Here is a 21,653-nt window from a genome sequence, read left to right as displayed (position 1 = left end):
GCTCAGCGCCCGCGCTTGCCGAAGCGCACTGCGTCCAGCAGCACGAACACCAGCGGCCACAGGCCCATGCCCAACAGCGGCGCCCACCAGTACGACCACGGCAGGGTCGGCTCGCCCACCAGGATGTGGACCAGCGCGCTGACGATGCGGTCGTTGAACAACAGGCCACCGATGGCCAGCATCTGCTGCGACATCGGGAAGAAGCGGATGCGGGCGCGGAAACGCTGCAGGATGAAGGCCAGCATCACCAGCCGCAGCGCCTGTTCGCCGAGCACGCCGCCGTACAGCAGGTCGGCGACCACGCCGCTGGCGAAAGCGATGCCCAGGCCGACGCGCTCGGGCGTCTCGATCACCCAGTACGCCAGTACCAGCGCCAGCCAGTACGGGCGCAGCGGCTGCAGCAGCGCCGGCAACGGCAGCAGGCCCAGCAGCAGGGCTACGACCAGGCTGGCCGGCAATACCCACGGGTTGTCGCGCAGGCGGCTCATCGCTGGGCCTCCGGCGTGGTCGGTTGCCGGCCAGCGGCCGGCACTACCGGGGAGCTGACCGGAGCTGGCGTCGTTGTCGCTGGCGCGGCTCCCGCTGGCACGGTGGCGCCGGTGGCCGGGCCACCCGGAGTGGTTTCTTCCAGCTGCAGGCGCAGTTCCGGCGGAATGCGGATCGCCGCACCGGGGCGCAGCAGCAGCACATCACGGCCACGATCCAGCTGGGCGGCTGGCTTCAGTTCGCCGACCAGGAAGGCATGGGTGTCGTCCGGGCGCAGGCCGGTGATGGTGCCGACCGGGAAGCCGGCCGGGAAGCGGCCACCGAGGCCGGAGGTGACGATCTCATCGCCCACTTCCACACCCGCGCTGAGCGGGATGTCGCGCAGCTCCAGCGTGTCGCCGCGACCGTAGACGATCAGGCGTACGCCGTTGCGGGCCACGGTGACCGGCACCGCGTGGTCGGGGTCGGTCAGCAGCAGCACGGTGGAGGTACCGCCGGTGACGCTGATCACCTGCCCCATCAGGCCACCGGCATCGATCACCGCCTGCCCGACGTGCACGCCTTCGCGGCTGCCGGCGTCGAGCACCAGGCGCTGCTTCACCGGGTCCAGGTCGATATCCAGGATCGGCGCCAGCTGCACGTCCAGGCCACTGCGCTCGGCCACGTTCAGCAGTTCGCGCAGCTGGGCGTTGTCCAGCGCCGCGGTCTGCAGACGGGTCAGGCGCGCGTTGGCCAGCAGCAGCTGGTTGCGCAGTTCACGGTTCTCGGTGACCAGCTGGGTGTGGCTGGCTGCGGAATCCTTGACCTGGTTGCCGAGCTTGCCGGGCAGACCCGCCAGTGCCCACACAGGCTGCACCAGGCTGTTGGCCTGCTCGCGCAGGCGCGCCAGCCAACCCGCCTGATCGTCAAGGACGATCAGTGTGATGGCCAATGCAAGATAGGCCAGCAACCGCAGGGGGCTGGCGGCATCACCGGATCGGGAGGCAACGGGAGGACCGGCGTAGGGCGGCACGGCAACGATTCAACTGGCAGAAGGCGGAAGGGAAACACGCGGACGCCCCGCCGGTGCCGGCCCGCCATCGCGGCGGGCCGCACCCCGGAAGGGCGCGGCGGGCAGGAACGGCCGGGACGGCTTATTCCGGCGCAAAGAACTCGTTGCCGTGCATGTCCACCAGTTCCAGCGCACGACCGCCACCGCGGGCCACGCAGGTCAGCGGATCGTCGGCCACCTGCACGTGCAGGCCGGTTTCCTCGGAGATCAGGCGGTCCAGGTCACGCAGCAGGGCGCCGCCGCCGGTCAGCACGATGCCGCGCTCGGCAACGTCGGCACACAGTTCCGGCGGGGTCTGCTCCAGCGCCAGCTTGACCGCGCTGACGATGCCCGACAGCGGTTCGTGCAGGGCTTCAAGCACCTCGTTGGAGCTGATCTTGATCATCTTCGGCACGCCCTCGGCGAGGTTGCGGCCGGAGATCTCCAGCTCCTGCACCTCGGCCTGCGGGTAGGCACAACCCAGCTCGACCTTGATGCGCTCGGCGGTGGCTTCACCGATCAGCATGCCGTGGTTGCGGCGCACGTAGTTGGTGATGGATTCGTCGAAGCGGTCGCCGCCGATGCGGACCGAGGCCGAATAGACGATGCCGTTGAGCGAGATCACCGCCACTTCGGTGGTGCCGCCGCCGATGTCGATGACCATCGAGCCACGGGCTTCGGTGACCGGCATGCCGGCGCCGATCGCGGCAGCCATCGGTTCTTCGATCAGGTACACGTCACGGGCACCGGCTTCCTCGGCCGATTCCTTGATCGCGCGGCGCTCGACCTGGGTCGAACCGGCCGGCACGCAGACCAGCACGCGCGGGCTCGGGCGCAGCACGCGCGACTTGTGCACCTTCTTGATGAAGTGCTTGAGCATCGCCTCGGTGTAGGTGAAGTCGGCGATGACGCCGTCCTTCATCGGGCGGATGGTGGTGATGTGGCCCGGGGTACGGCCGAGCATCTGCTTGGCCTCGGCGCCAACGGCTGCCACCGAGCGGGTGCCACCGATGGCACGGTCCTGGCGCACGGCCACGACCGACGGCTCGTTCAGCACGATCCCCTGCCCGCGCACGTAGATGAGGGTGTTGGCCGTGCCCAGGTCGATGGACAGGTCGTTGGAGAACATGCCACGGAGTTTCTTGAACATCTGAGGAAGGAGTCCTGAGGGGTGTCGTGCCCGCCGCGGGATGGCGAAAAAATGGGCAGAAATCGAGGCCGACAAGCCTAGCAACCCGCCTGCCGCCGAGCAAGGAAAAAACTAGCTGAACCCGCGTCTTCACAGGCTTTCGGCCTGATCGGGCATCACCCGGTTCTGGCCCTGAGCGGCACCAGCGGGTAACCTTTGCGCCGTCGGGCGCCCAAGGGCGCCGTTTGCTTGCCCGCTGAACCGGGCCGGCCCACCCCAAAATTCACCGCATAGGCTTACATCGATGTCCGCTCTGATCTGTGGTTCTCTTGCCTTCGACACCATCATGGTGTTCCCGGACCAGTTCAAGAATCACATCCTGCCGGACAAGGTGCACATCCTGAACGTGTCCTTCCTCGTGCCGCGCATGCGCCGCGAGTTCGGCGGCTGCGCCGGCAACATCGCCTACAACCTGCACCTGCTGGGCGGCCAGCCGATCCCGATGGGCACCGTGGGTTCGGACTTCGGCCCGTACCGCGAATACTTCGAAGGCCTGGGCATCGACCTGTCGCGCGTGCGCGTGATCGACGAGCTGTTCACCCCCCAGGCGTTCATCACCACCGACCACGACAACAACCAGATCACCGCCTTCCACCCGGGCGCGATGATGCGCTCCTACGAGAACCATGTGCGCGGCGTGCCGGGCGTGACCCTGGGCCTGGTCGGCCCGGACGGCCGCGAAGGCATGATCCAGAACGCGCAGGAGTTCCACGAGGACGGCATTCCTTTCATCTTCGACCCGGGCCAGGCCATGCCGCTGTTCAACGGCCCCGAGCTGCGCGCCTTCATCGATCAGGCCGACTACGTGGTGGTCAACGACTACGAGTCGAACCTGCTGCAGGAGCGCACCGGCTGGGACGAGAAGGAGATCGTCAGCCGGGTCAAGGCCTACATCACCACCCGTGGCCCGAAGGGTGCGGTCATCCACACCCCGGAAAAGAGCTACGACATCCCGCCGGCGCACGAACGCCGCGTGGTCGATCCGACCGGCTGTGGCGACGCCTTCCGCGCCGGCCTGATCTACGGCATCCAGAAGGGTTACGACTGGCTGACCATCGGCCGCATGGGCAACCTGATGGGCGCGCTGAAGGTCGAGCACCCGGGCACGCAGAACCAGCGCTTCACCTTCGATGAGTTCAACGAGCAGTTCAAGCAGCAGTTCGGTTACGCGCTGGGCGCGTAAGCCGAACTACCCACGCATTCCACCTTGTCCCCGCGCCTTCGGCGCGCCCTCTTGAACAACAAGGGGGCTTTCCACCCGATGCGCTGCTGGGAATGCTGTTGGTAGGTGTCGACCTTGGTCGACACTGCCGGCCAACGGCCGGCACTACCCCTTCTGCCAGGCCGCCAACCTGGCCACGGGTGTTCTGGTAGGTGTCGACCTTGGTCGACACTGCCGGCCAGCGGCCGGCACTACCCCTTTTGCCAGGCCGCCAGCCTGGCCACCGGTGTTCTGGTAGGTGTCGACCTTGGTCGACACTGCCGGCCAGCGGCCGGCACTACCCCTTCCGCTGCCAGGCCGCCAACCTGGCCACGGGTGTACTGGTAGGTGTCGACCTTGGTCGACACTGCCGGCCAGCGGCCGGCACTACCCCTTCTGCTGCCAGGCCGCCAGCCTGGCCACGGGTGTTCTGGTGGGTGTCGACCTTGGTCGACACTGCCGGCCAGCGGCCGGCACTACCCCTTCCGCTGCCAGGCCGCCAGCAAGGCGCGGCAATCGGCGAAATGCCAGTCGGCGCTGCCGGGCCACGGGTTCTCCGGCAGATTGACCAGCACGGTGTGGGCGCCCGCGGCGCGACCGCACTCCAGGTCGTAGGCGTGGTCACCGACCATCACCGCGTGCGCAGCCCCGATGCCCCAGCGACGAAGATGCTGCTGCAGGCCATCCGGCGAGGGCTTGGGCACCGCTTCATCGCGACCGATGATGTCTGCGTCGTCGAACAACGCCCCGACCCCGATCGCCTCCAGCGTCAGCTTCGCCAGCGCATGGTCGTTGCGGGTCAGGATGCCCAGCCGGCAACCCGCCGCCGCCAGCGCGCGCAGCAGCTTCACCGCCCCCGGCGCTGGCAGCGCGTCCTCGGCCAGCGCGCGCTCGTGATCCAGCAGCCACGCGCGCTTGGCCTGCGCCGGCGCGTCCGGCAGCGCCGCGATATGGTCGAGGATGTCCTCCTCGGCCGCGATCTCCAGCGCGCGGCGGATCGCGGCGAAGTCATGCACGGCCACCGTCAGTGTGCCGTCCATGTCGAACACCCAGTGCCGGATCGCGGACAACGCGTGCACTGCGCTGCCCGTCGCAACCCTCACTGCCACCACTGCGGCATGCGGCTGGCGTCGACACCGCCGGTTTCAAACACGGCCGTGCGCGTGCCACCGGCCTTGACCGGGAACTCGATGCTGATCGACTTGCCCTTGCGCGCCAGCTTCCACAGTGCCTTCTGATCGGTGATGAACAGGGCGATGGCTTCATCGGTCTTCGGGCGCCAGGCCGCCATTGGTACCGGCTTGCCGTCATCCACGGTCACTTTCACCGTGCATTGCGGGCAACGGAAATCACCGGCCTGCAGCACCAGGTAGGCATGCCGCTTCCACTCCGGATGATCGCGGAACACCAGCTGCACCGGTTTGGCACCGCTGCCATCCACGTCCACCCGTTCCTTGCTGTAGATCTGCGCCGAGACCTGGTTGCCCTTGCTGCCCACCGGAATCTGGTTGTACTGCCATAGCCCCTGCATGCGGCGCAGGTCGCGCGCGGCATCGCCCTTGGCCTTGACCTCGTCGAAGCCTGCGGCGATGCGCTCGGCGGCGGCGGTGTCCTTGTACTGGTCCAGCAGCGAGGCACCATGCAGGCGCGCGCGTTCCCAGTCCTGCGCGGCCACGGCCATGTCGTACTGCTTGGCCACGTCTTCGGCCTTGGCCTCCTTCTGCGCCTGCGCGGCGGCCGCAGCGGCTTCCTGCGCCCTGCGTTCCTCTTCCGGGTTGCTGCAGGCGGCCAGGGCCAGGGTGCAGGCGGTGAGCAGGATCAGTCGTTTCATGGCGGAGGTCCTATGCGAGTGCATCCCGATTCTATCGGCAGCGAAAAGCGGATACACCAACGGCGGGTTTCCCCGCCGTTGGTGGTGAAGCAGTGACCGGTTGCCGGCCAGCGGCCGGCACTACCGCTTACTTGGCTTCAGCCTTGGCCAGCATGTCCTGGACCGAGGCGGTGGTGATCGGGTGGTAGCCCGGTTTGGCCTTTTCGAAGGCCTGCTTGGCCAGTTCCAGACCCTTCGGGGTCTTCACCAGTTCGGCGTAGATCGGCAGGATCAGCTTGCGACGGCCGACGCGCTCGATGAATGCAGCCGCCCCTTCATTGGCCTGCTCGTAGCCGCTGCGGATCGCCAGCGGGTACCAGCGCATGGCGATCTCGCCATTGGGGGTGCCGGTGAAGTGGAAGGCCTTGTCCAGCGTGGCCAGCTTGTCCAGCGGCTGGGTCGCACCGAGGCCGTCGATGAAGCGCACCCATTCCTGGGTGCTCCAGTCGGCGATGACCTGGCTGCTGGGCACGGTGCCGGCGCTGGCGAAGGCGATGCGCGCGGTATCGACGCTGCTGAAGTTGCGTGACTGCGCCTTGGCCGCGAACGCCGGGATGCCCGGCTCGTCCAGCCACGCCTTCAGTTCGGCCTCGGTCACGGCCGACGGATTCTTCGGCAGCAGGTTCTTCTTCATGTACGCGACGAACTGGTCGGTGTTCGCGCTCTGGAAGGCGTGGTCATCGAACCAGCCCCGCAGGAACGGATCGAAGGTCTCGCGGCCGAAGCGCTGCTCCAGGAACTCCAGGAACCATGCACCCTTGACGTAGGCGACCTGGCTGAGCGCTTCGTCGGGATCACGCTCGTTCAGCGGCGGCAGCGCCAGTGCCTGGTCGGCCGGGCTCATGTCCTTCACTTCGGCCAGCAGGTCGGTCTGGTCGATCTGCTTCTCCATCTCGGCCATCTCCTTGCCGTACAGGGCTTCGGTGATGCGGCCCTGGACGTAGGTGGTGAAGCCTTCATTGAGCCAGATGTCCTTCCAGCTGGCGTTGGTCACCAGGTTGCCCGACCAGCTGTGCGCCAGCTCGTGGGCCACCAGCGAGACCAGCGACTTGTCGCCGACGATCACGGTCGGGGTGGCGAAGGTCAGGCGCGGGTTTTCCATGCCGCCGAACGGGAACGACGGCGGCAGCACCAGCATGTCGTAGCGGCCCCAGCGGTATTCGCCGTACAGCTTCTCGGCGGCACCGATCATCTTCTCGGTGTCTTCGAATTCCTTGGCGGCCTTGTTGACCATGGTCGGCTCGGCCCAGACGCCGGAGCGGCCGGAGATCGGCTCGAACACTAGGTCGCCGGCCGCGATGGCCAGCAGGTAGGACGGAATCGGCTGCGGCATCTTGAAGGTGTAGTCACCGTCACGCGCCGCCTTCGGATCGTTGTCGGCGCTCATCAGCACCATCACGTCCGGGCGCGAGACCACGTGCGCGCTGTAGGTGAAACGCACGCTCGGGGTGTCCTGCAGCGGCACCCACGAACGGGCGTGGATGGCCTGCGACTGGCTGAACATGAAGGGCAGCTTCTTGCCCTCGGTCATCGACGGTGCCAGCCACTGCAGGCCCGATGCGGTCGGCGCGGTGTGGTAGGTCACTTCCACCTTGGCCGGCTGTTCCGGGGCCTCGATGGTCAGCTTGCTGCCGAACACCTTGTCAGCGGCGGCCAGCTCGAACTTCAGCGGGCTGCGCGCGCCATCGGCGGCGACGGCCTCGACCTTGGACACGGTCAGCTCGCGGGTGTCGAGCACCAGCTGCCTGGCGTCCTTCTGCTTCCATTCCAGGGTGTAGGTGGCGGTGCCGCCGATCTGCTTCTGGTCGAAGTCCAGCTTCAGATCCAGCGCGATGTCCTTGATGACGACCTTGTCCGGCTCGGCGTACGAGCTTTCGTCGTGGCTGCGGTTCTCGGCGTTCACGGGGGCGGCAGGGGCCTTTGCGGCAGTCGGGGCGGCGGCGGGCGCGGCCGCCTCCTGGGAGCAGCCGGCGGCCAGGGCCACGGCCAGCGGAAGGAGCATCAGCGGATTACGCATGAATCGGGACCGTTACGGGGATCAAACCCCAATGGTACCTCCCTCCGGCCCGGCAGGCGTTGCGCGGTGCGGGGTAATGGCAGGCAAGCCGATCCTGCGCCTCGGGCGCATGCCAACCAAGGTTGGCATCTACAGGCAGGTACCAACCTTGGTTGGCACGGATCCATCAACGCATGCGGCAGGCCCGCGCCGACCCAGGTCGGCACCCACCAGAGCGGATCACCGCAGCGGGCGAGTACCAACCACGGTTGGCACACACCAGAGCGGGGCTTACAGCTTGTAGCCGGAGTGGATCGAAACGATGCCGCCGGTCAGGTTCTTGTAGTGGCAGCGCTCGAACCCGGCCTGCCCCATCATCGCCTTCAGTTCATCCTGCGGCGGGTGCTTGCGGATGCTCTCGGCCAGGTACTGGTAGCTGTCCGAGTCATTGGCGAACAGCTTGCCCAGCTTCGGCAGGATCTTGAACGAGTGGAAGTCGTAGATCGGCTTGAACCAGTCCGCGGTGACTTCGGAGAACTCCAGCACGCGGGCCTGGCCGCCCACCTTCAGCACGCGGTACATCTCGCGCAGGCCAGCGTCCTTGTCGGTCACGTTGCGCAGGCCGAAGGCGATGGTGACCAGGTCGAAGCTGTTGTCCGGGAACGGCAGGGCCTCGGCGTTGCACTGCACGTAGTCCAGGCCGAGCACCAGGCCGCGGTTGGTCAGGCGGTCACGGCCGACCGACAGCATGCCGGCGTTGATGTCGCCCAGCACCACCGAGCCCTCGGCGCCGACGCGCTCCTTCAGCAGGGCGGCGATGTCACCGGTGCCGCCCGCCAGATCGAGCACGCGGTCGCCCGGCTTCACCTGCGCGGTGGCCACGTAGTAGCGCTTCCACGCCCGGTGCACGCCCAGGCTCATCAGGTCGTTCATCAGGTCGTAGTTGCGCGCGACCGAGGTGAACACCTGGCCGACCAGCTTCTGCTTGTCCTTGGCGGCGACGTCGCGGAACCCGAAATGGGTGGTACCGGCTTTGTAGGGGGATTCGCTCATGGCCCCGATTATCGCACCGCCGGGGGCCAGCGGCACCCCCTGCCCGTATCATGGCGGGCCACGACTTACCGGAGCCCCGCATGATCACCACGCCCGACTACCAGGCCCTGCTGCAGACCGCCATCGCCGAAGCCCGCCAGGGCCTGGCCGAGGGCGGCGTGCCGATCGGCGCGGCCCTGTACCACAACGACGGCCGCCTGCTTGGCTGCGGCCACAACCGCCGCGTGCAGGAAGGCGACCCGTCGGTGCACGGCGAGACCGATGCGTTCCGCAAGGCCGGCCGCCAGCGCCGTTACCAGGACACGATCATGGTCACCACCCTGGCACCGTGCTGGTACTGCTCTGGCCTGGTGCGCCAGTTCAACATCGGCACCGTGGTGGTGGGCGAATCGCGCACCTTCCAGGGCGGCATCGACTGGTTGCGGGAAAATGGCGTCAACGTGGTCGACCTGGACAGCCAGGAATGCGTGGACCTGCTGGGCGGCTTCATTGCGCAGCACCCGGAGATCTGGAATGAAGACATCGGTGAATGATCACCACGCAGTGTCCTGTTGAACCCGTTTAATGAACGCTTCAGTGCCGGCACGCCCCAGTGCCGGCAGCGTTTGCGGCCATTGCCGTGAACCAGTGCACAGTCAGCTGCGCAACGTGCACACGCTGCGATAACACCCCGCCCGGCTGCCGCGCCTAGGGTGGGGTTACCGGGACTTCTTTCCCCGGCGGAGCCAGCCATGTGCGCGCACGCCGTACGACCTGCACCAGACTCGATCCTCGACCCGATCCGCGAACGCCTGCAGCGCCAATATGCACTGCACCGGCGCGGCGCGTTGTTCTGGACCGCCTACCAGCGCATGCAACTGGAGCTGGTCCGTCGCCATCCGCTCGACCACGAGCGCCTGTGCAACGCGCTGGCCACCCTGGCCGAAGATCTCGGTGCCGTCGAGCACGCGCAGTTGATTGGACATGCCAACGCCAGCTCCACATCGCGCTGACGCGGCATGCACCGCCACATACGCCACACTCCGATGAACCCCCACTCCCTTTCCACTCAACCGAACTGGATTGTCATGCACGCTGAAGTCCCCACCATTCCTCCGGTCATCAACGTTGACGCCGAGCTGGATCACTGGCGCCGCCAACATGCCGAAGGCGCACTGCCGCACAACTCGTTCGGCTCGTACGTGCCGTGGATCAAGTTTGCCTGCGATTCGCTGATCACCCAGCCGCGCGCCAGCGAGGCCGAACGTGACGAGATGTTCCAGACCCAGTACGCCCTGCAGATCATGCCGCGACTGAGTGAAGCCCAGGCCCGCGAATTCGTCGATCGTTGCTGGCAGCACGTCTACCAGAGCAGTCCGGTGCGCAGCCTGCAGGCACCGCGGCTGCAGCGCATGCGCGCCTGACCGCCGCTGCACGGCGCCTGCACGGGCCACTGCCGATCATCCTCGTCACCTGAGTGGGACGACGACGATGAAAGTACGAAACCTGTTCAATACGATCGCCAAGAAGGCCGCGGCCGCCACCGGCTCGCCGTGGACCTTCCTGGCCGCAGTAGCGATCGTGGTGATCTGGGGCATCAGTGGCCCGGTGTTCGGTTTCAACGACACCTGGCAGCTGGTGATCAACACCGGCACCACCATCATCACCTTCCTGATGGTGTTCCTGATCCAGCACACGCAGAACGCGGACACCGCCGCGATGCAGATCAAGCTGGACGAGCTGATCCGGGCGACGGCCGAAGCCAACAACGAACTGTTGGATCTGGAAGAACTGGACGAAGCGCGCCTGGAAGAGATCCGCGCCGAGTACGAGCAGATGGCGCGCGAAGCCGGCGATGCGCTCGCGCGCGTTCGCGCCTGCCATGCAGCGCGGCGCGACGATGAAGCGGTGTAGCAGGTCCTGAAATGACAATGCCGGCCAGCGGCCGGCACTACCATCGATCATCAGGGTAGAGCCGGCCGCTGGCCGGCTGCCCTTCAGCTGCGCTCGTGCCAGCCACCGCCCAGCACCTTGTACAGGGTGATGCGGTTGGCCTGCTGCGCCAGCTGCGCCTGCAGCTGGGTCTGTTGTGCGTTGTAGGCGGTACGCCGCGCATCAAGCAGGGTCACGAAGCTGTCCAGGCCCGCGTCGTAGCGCGCCTGCGACAGGCGGTTGGCCTGTTCGGCCGCTTCCACCAGGCGCTGCTGTGAACTCACCTGCTCGTCCAGGCTGACATTCAACGCCAGCGCATCGGCGGTTTCGCGGAAGCCCACCTGGATCGACTTCTCGTACTGCGCCAGAGCGATATCACGATCCGCGTTGGCGATGGCCAGGTTGGCGCGCAGCTTGCCGCCCTGGAAGATCGGCAGCGTGATCTTCGGCAGGAAGCTCCACACGCGCGTACCGCTGTCGAACAGGTTGGACAGTTCGCTCGAACCACTGCCGATGCTGCCGGTCAGCGAGATGCTCGGGAAGAACGCCGCGCGTGCCGCACCGATGTTGGCGTTGGCCGCCAACAGCTGGTGTTCGGCGGCCATGATGTCCGGGCGCTGCAGCAGCACGTCGCTGGGCAGGCCGGCCGGCGGCGGTGCCAGTGCAAGCAGCTGCGGCTCGATGCTGTCCGGCAGCAGCGCCGGATCCAGCTGGCCACCGGCCAGCAGCGCCAGCGCGTTGCGGTCCTGGGCCAGCTGGCCACGCAGGCGTGCGGCGTCCGTACGCGCGGTCTCGACCAGGGTACGGGTCTGGGTCAGCTCCAGCGCCGAACTGCCACCACGTTCGTGGCGGGCCTCGGCCAGGCGCAGCGAATCCTCGTAGGTCTTCAGCGTGGCATCGGCGATCTTCAGCCGCTGCGCGTCGGCACCGTAGGTCAGCCATGCGGTGGCCGTCTCGGCCACCAGGCTCAACTGCGCGTTGCGGCGGTTGGCGGCGACGGCGAAGTACTGCTGCAGCGCGGCTTCACTGAGATTGCGCACGCGGCCGAACAGATCCAGCTCGAACTCGGCCACGCCGACACCGGCGGTGAACTGTTCGTTGACACCGGCGTCGGTGCCCTGGCGCTGCATCTGGCCGGTAACGGCCACGCCGGGCACGCGATCAGCGCGCTGCACACGGTACTGGCCGCGCGCGCGCTCAACGTTGAGCACGGCCACGCGCAGATCGCGGTTGTTCTGCAGCGACTGGTCGATCACCTGCTGCAGGCGCGCATCGGTGAAGAAGTCGCGCCAGCCGACGGCGGCGACATCGGCCACCTCGCCCTGCGCGGCCTCGGCCGGCCACTGCGCCGGGATCGCCGGGGCGACAGCGGTGTTCTTCGGCACCAGGGTGGAGCAGCCGGCGAGCGCGAGCACAGCGGCAATGGAAAGGAACAGGGATGCACTTTTCATGGGAATGACTTCCATCGGTACTGCCGGATGGCAGGAGGTCATGCCGGCCAGCGGCCGGCACTACCGTTTCGACAACGCCAGCCTGAGGCCGGCATGACCGTTTCAGGTCACGTCGTGGATTTGCGCTTGAACACGCGCTGCACCACCACGAAGAACAGCGGCACGAAGAACACGCCGAGCACGGTGCCGACGATCATGCCGCCGAGCACGCCGGTGCCGATCGCCTGCTTGGCGCCGGAACCGGCACCGGTGGAGATCGCCAGCGGTACCACGCCCATGCCGAAGGCCAGCGAGGTCATCACGATCGGGCGCAGGCGGTCGCGCACGGCATGCATGATCGATTCGATCAGGCCTGCGCCCTTCTCCAGGTTCTCCTTGGCGAACTCCACGATCAGGATCGCGTTCTTGCTGGTCAGGCCCACCGTGGTCAGCATCGCCACCTGGAAGTAGATATCGCGTTCCAGGCCCTTGAAGGTATTGGCCAGCACCGCGCCGAGGATGCCCAGCGGGGCCGCCAGCAGCACTGCGGTCGGCACGCTCCAGCTTTCGTACATCGCGGCCAGACACAGGAATACGATCATCAGCGAGAGCGTGTACAGCAGTGGCGTCTGCGAGCCAGCCTGGCGCTCCTGGTACGACATCGCCGTCCATTCGATGCCGAAGCCCGCCGGCAGCTGCTTGGCCAGCTGTTCGATCTCGGCCATGGCATCACCGGAGGCGACACCCGGGGCCGGTTCGCCCTGGATTTCCATGGCCGACACACCGTTGTAGCGTTCCAGGCGCGGCGAACCGTAATCCCAGTGCTTGGTAGCGAAGGCACTGAACGGCACCATTTCACCCTTGTCGTTCTTCACGGACCAGAGATCGAAGTCCTCCGGCACCATGCGGAACGGCTGGTCGGCCTGCACGAACACACGCTTGACGCGGCCACGATCGACGAAGTCGTCGATGTATGAGCTGCCCCACGCGGCGGCCAGCGTGCCGTTGATCTGGTCGATCGACAGCCCCAGCGAGGTCGCCTTGGCCGCGTCGATGTCGATGCGGAACTGCGGCGTGTCCTCCTGGCCGTTCGGGCGCACGTTGGCCAGCTTCTTGCTACCGGCGGCGAGGCCGAGCAGCTGGTTGCGCGCGGCCACCAGTGCCTCGTGGCCCTGGCCGCTGTTGTCCTTCAGGAAGAAGGTATAGCCCGAGGCGGTGCCCAGTTCCGGGATGGCCGGCGGCGGGAAGGCGAAGATGAAGGCATCCTTGATCTGGCCCAGGGCCGCCATCGCGCGTCCGGTGATCGGCATCACGCCATTGTTGGCGTCACGCTCGCTCCAGTCCTTCAGCTTGACGAATGCCATGCCGGCGTTCTGGCCCATGCCGGCGAAGCTGAAGCCCTGCACCGAGAACACCGAGTCCACCGCATCCTTCTCGTTCTGCAGGAAGTGGTTTTCCAGTGCCGCGATCGATTCCAGCGTACGTTCCTGGGTGGCACCCACCGGGGCCTGCACCAGCGCCATCAACACGCCCTGGTCTTCGTTGGGCAGGAATGAGCTGGGCAGGCGCACGAACAACACGCCCATCAGCACGAACAGCGCCGCCACGATGCCCATGAAACGCCACGGGCGATGGATGATGCCGCGCACGCCACGCTGGTAGCTTTCGCTGGTGCGGTCGAATCCACGGTTGAAGCCATTGAAGAAGCGACCGGCCAGGCCGCGGTGGGCGACGTGGTGCTCACCCTTCTTCAGCGGCTTGAGCATGGTCGCGCACAGCGCCGGGGTCAGCACGATCGCGACCAGCACCGACAATGCCATCGCCGAGACGATCGTGGCCGAGAACTGGCGGTAGATCACGCCGGTGGAGCCACTCATGAAGGCCATCGGCACGAACACCGCCGACAACACCAGGCCGATGCCCACCAGCGCGCCGGTGATCTGGCCCATCGACTTGCGGGTCGCCTCGAGCGGCGACAGTCCTTCCTCGGACATGATGCGCTCGACGTTCTCCACCACCACGATGGCATCGTCCACCAGCAGGCCGATCGCAAGCACCATCGCGAACATGGTCAGCATGTTCACCGAGAAGCCGAGCATGGCCAGCACGCCGAAGGTACCCAGCAGCACCACCGGCACGGCGATGGTCGGGATCAGGGTGGCGCGGAAGTTCTGCAGGAACAGGTACATCACCACGAACACCAGCACGATCGCTTCGATCAGGGTCTGCACCACGCCCTTGATCGACACGCGCACGAACGGGGTGGTGTCGTACGGGAACTCGGCCTTCAGCCCGGCCGGGAAGAAGCTCTTCATGTCTTCCAGCGCGGCATTCACACCAGCGGCGGTATCGAGCGCGTTGGCGCCGGTGGCCAGGGTCACCGCCAGGCCGCTGGCCGGCTGGCCGTTGTAGCGGGTGACGAAGTCGTAGGACTCGGCACCCAGCTCGACGCGGGCGACATCCCCCAGGCGCAGCTCGGCACCGTCCTGCGCACCGCGCACGATGATGTTGCGGAACTGTTCCGGGGTCTGCAGGCGCGACTGCGCGTTGATGGTGGCGTTGAGCTGCTGGCCCTTGATCGACGGTGCACCGCCAAGCTGGCCGATGGCCACCTGCGCGTTCTGTGCCTTGATCGCTGCGGTCACTTCCGCAACCGACAGGCCATAGGTATGCAGCTTGTTCGGATCCAGCCAGATGCGCATGGCGTACTTGCCACCGAACACCTGGATGTTGCCCACGCCTGGCACGCGGCTCAGGCGATCGACAACATTGGAACCGACGTAGTCGGCGATGTCGTTGGCGTCCATGCTGCCGTTCTCGGACACGAACGCGATGACGTTCAGGAAGCCCGAGCTGGACTTGGCCACGTTGATGCCCTGCCGCTGCACTTCCTGCGGCAGCAGCGGCATGGCCAGCTGCAGCTTGTTCTGCACCTGCACCTGGGCGATGTCCGGGTTGGTGCCGCTCTCGAAGGTCAGAGTGATGGTGGCCTGGCCGTTGGACGAGCTGTTGGAGGAGAAGTAGATCAGGCCATCAAGGCCCTTCATGTTCTGCTCGATGATCTGCGTCACCGAGTCCTCGACCACCTTGGCCGATGCACCCGGGTAGGTGGCGCTGATTTCCACCGCCGGCGGTGCGACGTTGGGGTACATCGAGACCGGCAGCTTGAACAGGGCCAGGCCGCCGGCGAGCATGATGATGATGGCGATCACCCACGCGAAGATGGGTCGATCGATGAAAAAGCGTGCCATGGGGTTCTCCGCTTACTTCGCGTCGCCGGCCGGGGCGGCAGGCTGGGCGGCCGCTGCCGGCTTGGCCGGAGCAGCGCCCTTCTCGGTGGCCTTGACCGGCATGCCGGGGCCGATCTTCTGCAGGCCTTCGACAATGACCTTGTCGCCGGCCTTCAGGCCGTCCTCGACCAGCCACTTGTCGCCGACCGTGCGGCTGACCTTGACCGGGCGCACTTCGACCTTGTTGTCCTTGCCGACCACCATCGCCGTGGTGTCGCCCTTCGGATCGCGGGCGATGCCCTGCATCGGCACCAGCACTGCATCACTGCGCACGCCGCCGCCGATCACCGCACGCACGTACATGCCCGGCATCAGCAGGCCGTCCGGGTTGTCCACCTTCACGCGCAGGCCGAAGCTGCCGGTGGTCGGATCGACGCTGACTTCGGAGAACTCCAGCGTACCCTTGTGCTCGAAGGTGCTGCCGTCTTCCATCAGGATGCTGACCGGCAGGGTCTGGTTGTCCTGCAGGCGGCCGGCGGCCAGTTCGCGGCGCAGCTGCAGCAGCTCGGCCGAAGACTGGGTCAGGTCGACATAGATCGGGTCCAGCTGCTGCACGGTAGCCAGTGCATTGGCCTGGCCGGCGCTGACCAGCGCACCCTGGGTGACGCTGGACTTGCCGATGCGGCCGCTGATCGGCGCGGTGATGCGGGCGTAGCCCAGGGTGACGTTGGCCGCATCCAGCGATGCCTTCGCGGCGCCGACATCCGCCTCGGCCTGCTTCTGCGCGGCCACGGCATTTTCCAGGTCCTGCTGGCTGACCGCGTCGACCTTGGCCAGCTCGGTGATGCGCTTGGCGCTCAGGCGCGCGGCGTTGGCCGTGGCTTCGGCGCGGGCCAGCTGGGCGCGGGCGCTGTTGGCCTGGGCGCGGTAGCTGGCGTCCTCGATCTGGTAGAGCGGCTCGCCGGCCTTGACCATGCCGCCTTCGGTGAACAGGCGCTTGGCAACGATGCCGTTTACCTGCGGGCGCACTTCGGCGACCAGGAAGGCGTTGGTACGGCCCGGCAGTTCGCGGGTCAGGCCCACGGTCTCGGACTTCAGCGTGACCACGGTGACGTCACCCGGGCCCTGCTCGGGGGCCTGGGGTTGGCCGCCGCAGGCAGCCACGGCTGCGGCGATGGCCAGCGACAGTGCAAAGGGTCGGATTCGGCTCAGCAACATGACGGAAAGGCTCTTGAAGGAAAGGATCTCAGCCGGCGCTGATACGGCGGACCCTTCGACCGGTAAAGGTGAAGACCGTGAGAACAGCGCCCACCCGGGTGGAGCGGGAGCCGGACCGGCCTGCCACGCACACGACGGGAATGATGGGAGCGAAATATACATACATGCTTGTTTGTTTGTAAACCGGTACAATTCAGCCACGTTTCACCCGCACTCGTACCTACCCATGGCCCGCAAGACCAAAGAGGACACCCAGGCAACCCGGGAAGGCATCCTTGACGCCGCCGAAGCCTGCTTCCATGAACACGGCGTGGCCCGTACCACGCTGGAGATGATCGGCGCCCGCGCCGGCTATACCCGTGGCGCGGTCTACTGGCACTTCAAGAACAAGAGCGAGGTGCTGGCCGCGATCGTCGAACGGGTGCACCTGCCCTTCATGCAGGAACTGGAGCGCACCTCGACCGACCAGCGCGACACCCCCGTGCACGACCTGCGCGCGGTGATGATCCAGTCCTTCATCGAGCTGTCCGAAGACGAGCGCCTGCGCAAGACCATGGAGATCATGCTGCGCAGCGATGCCTCGGCCGACACCAGGGTGCTGACCGAAATGCAGCAGGCCGGATTCCGCGATGCGCTGGACCGGATGGAGCGTGCCCTGCGCCGCGCCCGCGATCTGGGCCAGCTGCGCGAAGGCGCCGACCCCAAGATCGCCGCGCGCATGCTGCATGCAACCGTGCTGGGCGTGCTGCACGGGGCGATGGTCGAACCGGACCTGATGGACCTCAAGCGCGACGGCATGCTCGCACTGGACATGACCCTGGCCGCCTACGTGAAGGACGGCGTGTTCGTGCCGGGCACTGTGCCCGAGCCGCTGCCCGAAGCGTGAGTGGCGCTGCTGCCGCCACCGCCGCGCCCATCTGAGGACAGCCCCGTGATCCTGGACAACGTGGTGTGGGGCTTCATCGGCTGTGGCAGCGTCACCGAGAAGAAGAGCGGCCCCGCCCTGGCCAGCACACCCGGCTCACGGGTGGCAGCGGTCATGCGCCGCAATGCGGGATTGGCCGAGGATTATGCGCGGCGCCACGCGATTCCGCGCTGGTACGCGGACGCCGACGCACTCATCGCCGATCCGGAAGTGAACGCGGTGTACGTCGCAACGCCGCCCTCGACGCACATGCAATACGCGCTGCAGGCGATCGCCGCGGGCAAGCCGGTCTACATCGAAAAGCCGATGGCCATGGACCACGACGAGTGCCAGCGCATCATCGCGGCCAGCGCCCGCAGCGGCGTGCCCGTTTTCGTGGCCTACTACCGCCGTGCCCTGCCCCGCTTCGCACAGGTGAAGCAGCTGCTGGACAACGGCGCGATCGGAACGCCGCGCAGCGTGCGCGCCACCCTGCATCGGCCGCATTCGGCGAATGCCGCATCGCCCGACTTCTGGCGGACCAATCCGTCGATCGCCGGCGGCGGGCTGTTCGTCGATCTGGGCTCGCATACCCTGGACCTGCTCGACCATCTGCTGGGGCCGCTGAGCGACGTGCGTGGCCTGGCCAGTTCGCTGACCGGCGCCTACGCCGCCGAGGACAGTGTCTCGATGTGCTTCCGTACCGGCAGCGGGGCGCACGGCATCGCGCAATGGAGCTTCTGCGCGTTCCGCCGCCAGGATGAGGTCGAGATCACCGGCGACCGCGGGCAGCTGCGCTTTGCCACCTTCGAGGACGTTCCAGTGGTTCTGGAGACCGAAGCGGGCATGCAGGCATTCGACGTCCCGAACCCGCCATCGATCCAGCAGCCATTGATCGCCTCCCTCGTGGACGAGCTGCGCGGCAACGGCCGTTCGCCCTCGACCGGCATCAGCGCCGCCCGCACCAGTGCGGTGATCGACCAGGTGCTGCGGGACTACCGCACCCGGCAGTCGCGCTGACCGCACAAGAAAATGGCCGCCCTGCGGCGGCCTTTTCTGTTGCAGCGGGCGGGGTCAGAGCCCTCGCTGGGGCGAGGGATCCGACCCCTACAGGCATTACAGGATGTAGCGGCTCAGGTCCGGGTCCTGCACCAGCTCACCCAGGTGCTTGTCGACGTAGGCGCTGTCGATCGCCAGGCTTTCGCCATCGCGGTCCGGTGCCTCGTAGCTGAGCGAATCCAGCAGGCGCTCCAGCACCGTATGCAGGCGACGGGCACCGATGTTCTCCTGGCGCTCGTTCACCTGGAAGGCGATTTCGGCCAGGCGCTCGATGGCGTCGGCGGTGAAGCTGACCTTGACGCCCTCGGTAGCCAGCAGCGCCTCGTACTGCTTGGTCAGCGCGGCCTTCGGCTCGGTCAGGATGCGCACGAAATCACCCTTGCTCAGCGCACCCAGTTCAACGCGGATCGGGAAGCGACCCTGCAGCTCCGGAATCAGATCGCTGGGCTTGGCCAGGTGGAACGCACCGGATGCAATGAACAGGATGTGGTCGGTCTTGATCGTGCCGTACTTGGTGGACACGTTGGAGCCTTCCACCAGCGGCAGCAGGTCGCGCTGCACGCCTTCGCGGGAGACATCGCCGCCGCCCACGTTATCGCCACGCTTGGCGACCTTGTCGATCTCGTCGATGAAGACGATGCCGTGCTGCTCGCAGGCCTCGATCGCCGCAGTGCGGATATCGTCCTCATTGACCAGCTTGCCGGCCTCTTCCTCGATCAGCAGCGGTCGCGCGGCCTTGATGGTCAGCGTGCGCTTGTGCGCCTTGGCGCCGCCGCCAAGGTTGGCGAACATCGACTTCAGCTGCTGGCCCATTTCCTCCATGCCCGGCGGGGTCATGATGTCCATGCTGACATTGGCGGCCAGGTCGAGTTCGATCTCGCGCTCGTCCAGCTCACCGTTGCGCAGCATCTTGCGGAACTTGATGCGGGTCTCGTTGTCCTGCGCCGACGGTTCGTTGCGGGCGACTTCCGGATCGAAGCCGATGCCACCGCTGCGGCGCGGCAGCAGCGCATCGAGGATGCGGTCTTCGGCGCGTTCCTCGGCCTGGGTACGCACGCGCACCTTGGCCTGTTCGCGGTACAGCTTCACTGCCGTATCGGCGAGGTCGCGGATGATCTGCTCGACGTCCTTGCCGACGTATCCGACTTCGGTGAAGCGCGTGGCTTCGACCTTCACGAACGGCGCGTTGGCCAGCGTGGCCAGGCGACGCGCGATCTCGGTCTTGCCGACGCCGGTCGGGCCGATCATCAGGATGTTCTTCGGCATCACTTCATTGCGCAGCTCAGGCACCAGCTGCATGCGGCGCCAGCGGTTGCGCAGGGCGATGGCCACGGCGCGCTTGGCGTCGTGCTGGCCCACGATATGCCGGTCCAGTTCCTGCACGATCTCGCGCGGGGTCATGGTGGCGGAGGAAACTTCGATCTTCGACATGGATGTGCTCACGAATTCGTTGTCGGTCGCGCCGGCCGCTGGCCGGCAACCAGGCACGCGTGTGGGGGATCATGAGGTTGCCGGCCAGCAGCCGGCGCGACCCTCAGAGTTCCTCGACCACCACGTTGCGGTTGGTGTAGATGCAGATATCGCCGGCAATGCCGATCGCTTCGCTGGCGATGGTGCGCGCATCCAGTTCGGTGTGTGCCATCAACGCGCGTGCAGCCGACAGCGCATAGGAACCACCCGAGCCGATGGCGATGATGCCGTCCTCCGGTTCGATCACATCGCCGGTGCCGCTGATGATCAGCGAGGTTTCCTTGTCGGCCACGGCCAACAGGGCTTCAAGCTTTCCGAGGCGGCGCTCGGTGCGCCAATCCTTGGCCAGTTCGACCGCAGCACGCTGCAACTGGCCGTGCTTTTCCAGCTTGGCCTCGAACAGCTCGAACAGGGTGAAGGCATCGGCGGCGGCACCGGCAAAGCCGGCCAGCACCTGGCCATCACGACCGAGGCGGCGCACCTTGCGCGCATTGCCCTTCATCACGGTGTGGCCCAGCGTGACCTGGCCGTCGCCGGCAATGGCCACGTGCTCGCCGCGACGGACGCAGACGATGGTGGTGGCGTGGAAAACGTTGGGGTTCTGACTGGGGTCCATGATGCCTCCGGGGTGACAGAACCAGAGGTGGGGACTGCCCTGCGCCCTTCAAGCCACCCGCGACCGGCTGCCGCACGGGCAACGTTCAGCTTTCTCCGCTGCCCTCGCTGCTGCTTCGACGCTTCGCGCGCGGATGCGCCGCGTCGTAGACCTTGGCCAGGTGCTGGAAATCCAGGTGGGTGTAGATCTGGGTGGTGGCGATGTCGGCATGGCCCAGCAGCTCCTGCACGCCGCGCAGATCACCGGATGATTCCAGGATATGGCTGGCGAAACTGTGCCGCAGCATGTGCGGGTGCACGTGCTTGAACAGGCCCTGGCGCTGCGCCAGCTGGCGGATGCGGATCTGCACCGCGCGTTGGCTGATCGGTCCGTTGCGGCCGGGAAATACCGGCGAGGCCGGACCACCGCCACTTTCGGCGCGCCACGCCTGCAGCGCTTCGCGCGCCGGCCGGCCGAACGGCACGCGGCGCTGCCGATTGCCCTTGCCCAGCACGTTGACCAGCCCGCTGTCGAAATCCAGATCGCGCCAGGTCAGCGCGCAGACTTCGCTCAGGCGCAGGCCGGAAGAATAAAAAAGTTCTAGCAGCGCGCGGTCACGGCGGCCGAGTTCACCTTCCGGCTCCAGCTCGACCAGCTGCACGGCCTCATCGGCGTCGAGGACCTGTGGCAACCGGCGCGGCGCGCGCGGCGCCTTCAGCGTTGCTGCAGGACTGACCTCGATGCGGCCGTGCTTGAGCAACCAGGCATAGAAGCTGCGGCAGGCGGACAAGCGGCGCTGCAGGCTCTTGGCCGACAGGCCACGGCGGTGCTCATCGGCGACGAACTGGCGCAGCGCGTCGGCATCGAGTGCCTCCACTGCAACACCGCGCGGCTCGGCCCAGACCGACAGCGCGTCCAAGTCACGGCGGTAGGCATCGAGCGTATGCGCCGACATCCGCCGCTCCACCTGCAGATGCTGCAGGAAGGCCTGTACCGCGCTCATCGTCGTGT

20 protein-coding genes are annotated in these 21,653 nt (G+C 66.8%); 7 read left to right on the top strand and 13 right to left on the bottom strand.

The window, feature by feature from the left end:
* Positions 1-2 precede the first annotated feature (2 nt).
* The 3 genes from mreD to AC5P8Y_RS11845 form a co-directional block, all read right to left on the bottom strand.
* A complete protein-coding gene (mreD, locus tag AC5P8Y_RS11855; protein WP_005411075.1) occupies positions 3-488 on the bottom strand; it encodes a rod shape-determining protein MreD in 486 nt (161 codons plus the stop codon).
* Positions 485-1,498 carry a rod shape-determining protein MreC gene (mreC, locus tag AC5P8Y_RS11850; protein WP_080240897.1) on the bottom strand — a complete coding sequence of 338 codons (1,014 nt, stop codon included), beginning with the start codon at positions 1,496-1,498 and terminating at the stop codon, positions 485-487. Before mreC ends, mreD begins: the two co-directional genes overlap by 4 nt.
* Before the next feature lie 121 nt (positions 1,499-1,619).
* Positions 1,620-2,666, bottom strand: a complete 1,047-nt coding sequence (locus AC5P8Y_RS11845; RefSeq protein WP_005411077.1) for a rod shape-determining protein — start codon at positions 2,664-2,666, stop codon at positions 1,620-1,622.
* A 283-nt stretch (positions 2,667-2,949) separates the two neighbouring features.
* On the opposite strand from AC5P8Y_RS11845, the gene AC5P8Y_RS11840 reads away from it, so the two are divergent.
* Positions 2,950-3,888 carry a carbohydrate kinase family protein gene (locus tag AC5P8Y_RS11840; protein WP_005411078.1) on the top strand — a complete coding sequence of 313 codons (939 nt, stop codon included), beginning with the start codon at positions 2,950-2,952 and terminating at the stop codon, positions 3,886-3,888.
* A gap of 494 nt (positions 3,889-4,382) precedes the next feature.
* On the opposite strand, the gene AC5P8Y_RS11835 is transcribed toward AC5P8Y_RS11840, so the two are convergent.
* From AC5P8Y_RS11835 to ubiE, 4 genes are all read right to left on the bottom strand, one after another.
* The gene (locus AC5P8Y_RS11835) at positions 4,383-5,018 is read right to left on the bottom strand and encodes an HAD family hydrolase (RefSeq protein WP_049404065.1); all 636 of its coding nucleotides are present in this window, start codon (positions 5,016-5,018) and stop codon (positions 4,383-4,385) included.
* Positions 5,006-5,737 (bottom strand): lipoprotein, encoded by a 732-nt coding sequence (locus AC5P8Y_RS11830; RefSeq protein ID WP_033834554.1) that lies wholly within the window; start codon positions 5,735-5,737, stop codon positions 5,006-5,008. The genes AC5P8Y_RS11835 and AC5P8Y_RS11830 overlap by 13 nt, the downstream gene beginning before the upstream one ends.
* A 127-nt stretch (positions 5,738-5,864) precedes the next feature.
* Positions 5,865-7,793 (bottom strand): M1 family metallopeptidase, encoded by a 1,929-nt coding sequence (locus tag AC5P8Y_RS11825; protein ID WP_049404068.1) that lies wholly within the window; start codon positions 7,791-7,793, stop codon positions 5,865-5,867.
* A gap of 270 nt (positions 7,794-8,063) precedes the next feature.
* On the bottom strand, positions 8,064-8,825 hold the full coding sequence (gene ubiE, locus AC5P8Y_RS11820; RefSeq protein WP_005411082.1) for a bifunctional demethylmenaquinone methyltransferase/2-methoxy-6-polyprenyl-1,4-benzoquinol methylase UbiE: 762 nt from the start codon (positions 8,823-8,825) through the stop codon (positions 8,064-8,066).
* Between the two features lie 80 nt (positions 8,826-8,905).
* Here ubiE and AC5P8Y_RS11815 point away from each other — a divergent pair, with 80 nt between their 5' ends.
* The 4 genes from AC5P8Y_RS11815 (at position 8,906) to AC5P8Y_RS11800 (ending at position 10,718) form a co-directional block, all read left to right on the top strand.
* Complete coding sequence (locus AC5P8Y_RS11815; protein WP_099562485.1) at positions 8,906-9,358, top strand: nucleoside deaminase; 453 nt, start codon at positions 8,906-8,908, stop codon at positions 9,356-9,358.
* Between the two features lie 198 nt (positions 9,359-9,556).
* Positions 9,557-9,817 (top strand): hypothetical protein, encoded by a 261-nt coding sequence (locus AC5P8Y_RS11810; protein WP_164133210.1) that lies wholly within the window; start codon positions 9,557-9,559, stop codon positions 9,815-9,817.
* Positions 9,818-9,892: 75 nt separating this feature from the next.
* On the top strand, positions 9,893-10,228 hold the full coding sequence (locus tag AC5P8Y_RS11805) for a hypothetical protein (RefSeq protein ID WP_005411085.1): 336 nt from the start codon (positions 9,893-9,895) through the stop codon (positions 10,226-10,228).
* A 67-nt stretch (positions 10,229-10,295) separates the two neighbouring features.
* Entirely contained in the window at positions 10,296-10,718 is a 423-nt protein-coding gene (locus AC5P8Y_RS11800) for a low affinity iron permease family protein (RefSeq protein ID WP_005411086.1), read from the top strand.
* A gap of 83 nt (positions 10,719-10,801) precedes the next feature.
* On the opposite strand, the gene smeF is transcribed toward AC5P8Y_RS11800, so the two are convergent.
* The 3 genes from smeF to smeD form a co-directional block, all read right to left on the bottom strand.
* The gene (smeF, locus tag AC5P8Y_RS11795; protein WP_138970161.1) at positions 10,802-12,202 is read right to left on the bottom strand and encodes a multidrug efflux RND transporter outer membrane subunit SmeF; all 1,401 of its coding nucleotides are present in this window, start codon (positions 12,200-12,202) and stop codon (positions 10,802-10,804) included.
* 92 nt (positions 12,203-12,294) lie between these two features.
* The gene (smeE, locus tag AC5P8Y_RS11790) at positions 12,295-15,417 is read right to left on the bottom strand and encodes a multidrug efflux RND transporter permease subunit SmeE (RefSeq protein ID WP_164133211.1); all 3,123 of its coding nucleotides are present in this window, start codon (positions 15,415-15,417) and stop codon (positions 12,295-12,297) included.
* A gap of 12 nt (positions 15,418-15,429) precedes the next feature.
* Complete coding sequence (gene smeD / locus AC5P8Y_RS11785; protein WP_049404072.1) at positions 15,430-16,614, bottom strand: multidrug efflux RND transporter periplasmic adaptor subunit SmeD; 1,185 nt, start codon at positions 16,612-16,614, stop codon at positions 15,430-15,432.
* 226 nt (positions 16,615-16,840) lie between these two features.
* On the opposite strand from smeD, the gene smeT reads away from it, so the two are divergent.
* Positions 16,841-17,500, top strand: coding sequence for an efflux transporter SmeDEF transcriptional repressor SmeT (smeT, locus tag AC5P8Y_RS11780; protein ID WP_049404073.1), 660 nt, complete (start codon positions 16,841-16,843; stop codon positions 17,498-17,500).
* A gap of 45 nt (positions 17,501-17,545) precedes the next feature.
* Positions 17,546-18,538 (top strand): Gfo/Idh/MocA family protein, encoded by a 993-nt coding sequence (locus AC5P8Y_RS11775; protein WP_495201976.1) that lies wholly within the window; start codon positions 17,546-17,548, stop codon positions 18,536-18,538.
* A gap of 96 nt (positions 18,539-18,634) precedes the next feature.
* Here AC5P8Y_RS11775 and hslU read toward each other — a convergent pair whose 3' ends face one another.
* The 3 genes from hslU to xerC all read right to left on the bottom strand — a co-directional run bounded on the left by hslU (position 18,635) and on the right by xerC (position 21,645).
* Positions 18,635-20,008: an ATP-dependent protease ATPase subunit HslU gene (gene hslU, locus AC5P8Y_RS11770; RefSeq protein WP_005414521.1), complete on the bottom strand. Its 1,374-nt coding sequence runs from the start codon at positions 20,006-20,008 to the stop codon at positions 18,635-18,637.
* 103 nt (positions 20,009-20,111) lie between these two features.
* The gene (gene hslV, locus AC5P8Y_RS11765; RefSeq protein WP_005411093.1) at positions 20,112-20,663 is read right to left on the bottom strand and encodes an ATP-dependent protease subunit HslV; all 552 of its coding nucleotides are present in this window, start codon (positions 20,661-20,663) and stop codon (positions 20,112-20,114) included.
* A gap of 85 nt (positions 20,664-20,748) precedes the next feature.
* Entirely contained in the window at positions 20,749-21,645 is an 897-nt protein-coding gene (gene xerC, locus AC5P8Y_RS11760; RefSeq protein WP_005411094.1) for a tyrosine recombinase XerC, read from the bottom strand.
* Between the last annotated feature and the right edge of the window lie 8 nt (positions 21,646-21,653).

It is taken from the genome of Stenotrophomonas sp. YJH_SMC_12-1, from assembly GCF_059370935.1.
The sequence above is the reverse complement of the archived record's forward strand: the minus strand, read 5'-3'. Positions and strand labels throughout refer to the sequence as shown.

What these genes read in the sequence shown, in the direction of transcription:
- AC5P8Y_RS11845 (WP_005411077.1), bottom strand. Translation starts at nt 2,666, where the DNA reads ATGTTCAAGAAACTCCGTGGCATGTTCTCCAACGACCTGTCCATCGAC.
- AC5P8Y_RS11825 (WP_049404068.1), bottom strand. Translation starts at nt 7,793, where the DNA reads ATGCGTAATCCGCTGATGCTCCTTCCGCTGGCCGTGGCCCTGGCCGCC.
- hslU (WP_005414521.1), bottom strand. Translation starts at nt 20,008, where the DNA reads ATGTCGAAGATCGAAGTTTCCTCCGCCACCATGACCCCGCGCGAGATC.
- AC5P8Y_RS11800 (WP_005411086.1), top strand. Translation starts at nt 10,296, where the DNA reads ATGAAAGTACGAAACCTGTTCAATACGATCGCCAAGAAGGCCGCGGCC.
- hslV (WP_005411093.1), bottom strand. Translation starts at nt 20,663, where the DNA reads ATGGACCCCAGTCAGAACCCCAACGTTTTCCACGCCACCACCATCGTC.
- AC5P8Y_RS11810 (WP_164133210.1), top strand. Translation starts at nt 9,557, where the DNA reads ATGTGCGCGCACGCCGTACGACCTGCACCAGACTCGATCCTCGACCCG.
- smeF (WP_138970161.1), bottom strand. Translation starts at nt 12,202, where the DNA reads ATGGAAGTCATTCCCATGAAAAGTGCATCCCTGTTCCTTTCCATTGCC.
- smeT (WP_049404073.1), top strand. Translation starts at nt 16,841, where the DNA reads ATGGCCCGCAAGACCAAAGAGGACACCCAGGCAACCCGGGAAGGCATC.
- xerC (WP_005411094.1), bottom strand. Translation starts at nt 21,645, where the DNA reads ATGAGCGCGGTACAGGCCTTCCTGCAGCATCTGCAGGTGGAGCGGCGG.
- AC5P8Y_RS11840 (WP_005411078.1), top strand. Translation starts at nt 2,950, where the DNA reads ATGTCCGCTCTGATCTGTGGTTCTCTTGCCTTCGACACCATCATGGTG.
- mreD (WP_005411075.1), bottom strand. Translation starts at nt 488, where the DNA reads ATGAGCCGCCTGCGCGACAACCCGTGGGTATTGCCGGCCAGCCTGGTC.
- smeE (WP_164133211.1), bottom strand. Translation starts at nt 15,417, where the DNA reads ATGGCACGCTTTTTCATCGATCGACCCATCTTCGCGTGGGTGATCGCC.
- smeD (WP_049404072.1), bottom strand. Translation starts at nt 16,614, where the DNA reads ATGTTGCTGAGCCGAATCCGACCCTTTGCACTGTCGCTGGCCATCGCC.
- AC5P8Y_RS11815 (WP_099562485.1), top strand. Translation starts at nt 8,906, where the DNA reads ATGATCACCACGCCCGACTACCAGGCCCTGCTGCAGACCGCCATCGCC.
- AC5P8Y_RS11805 (WP_005411085.1), top strand. Translation starts at nt 9,893, where the DNA reads ATGCACGCTGAAGTCCCCACCATTCCTCCGGTCATCAACGTTGACGCC.
- ubiE (WP_005411082.1), bottom strand. Translation starts at nt 8,825, where the DNA reads ATGAGCGAATCCCCCTACAAAGCCGGTACCACCCATTTCGGGTTCCGC.
- AC5P8Y_RS11830 (WP_033834554.1), bottom strand. Translation starts at nt 5,737, where the DNA reads ATGAAACGACTGATCCTGCTCACCGCCTGCACCCTGGCCCTGGCCGCC.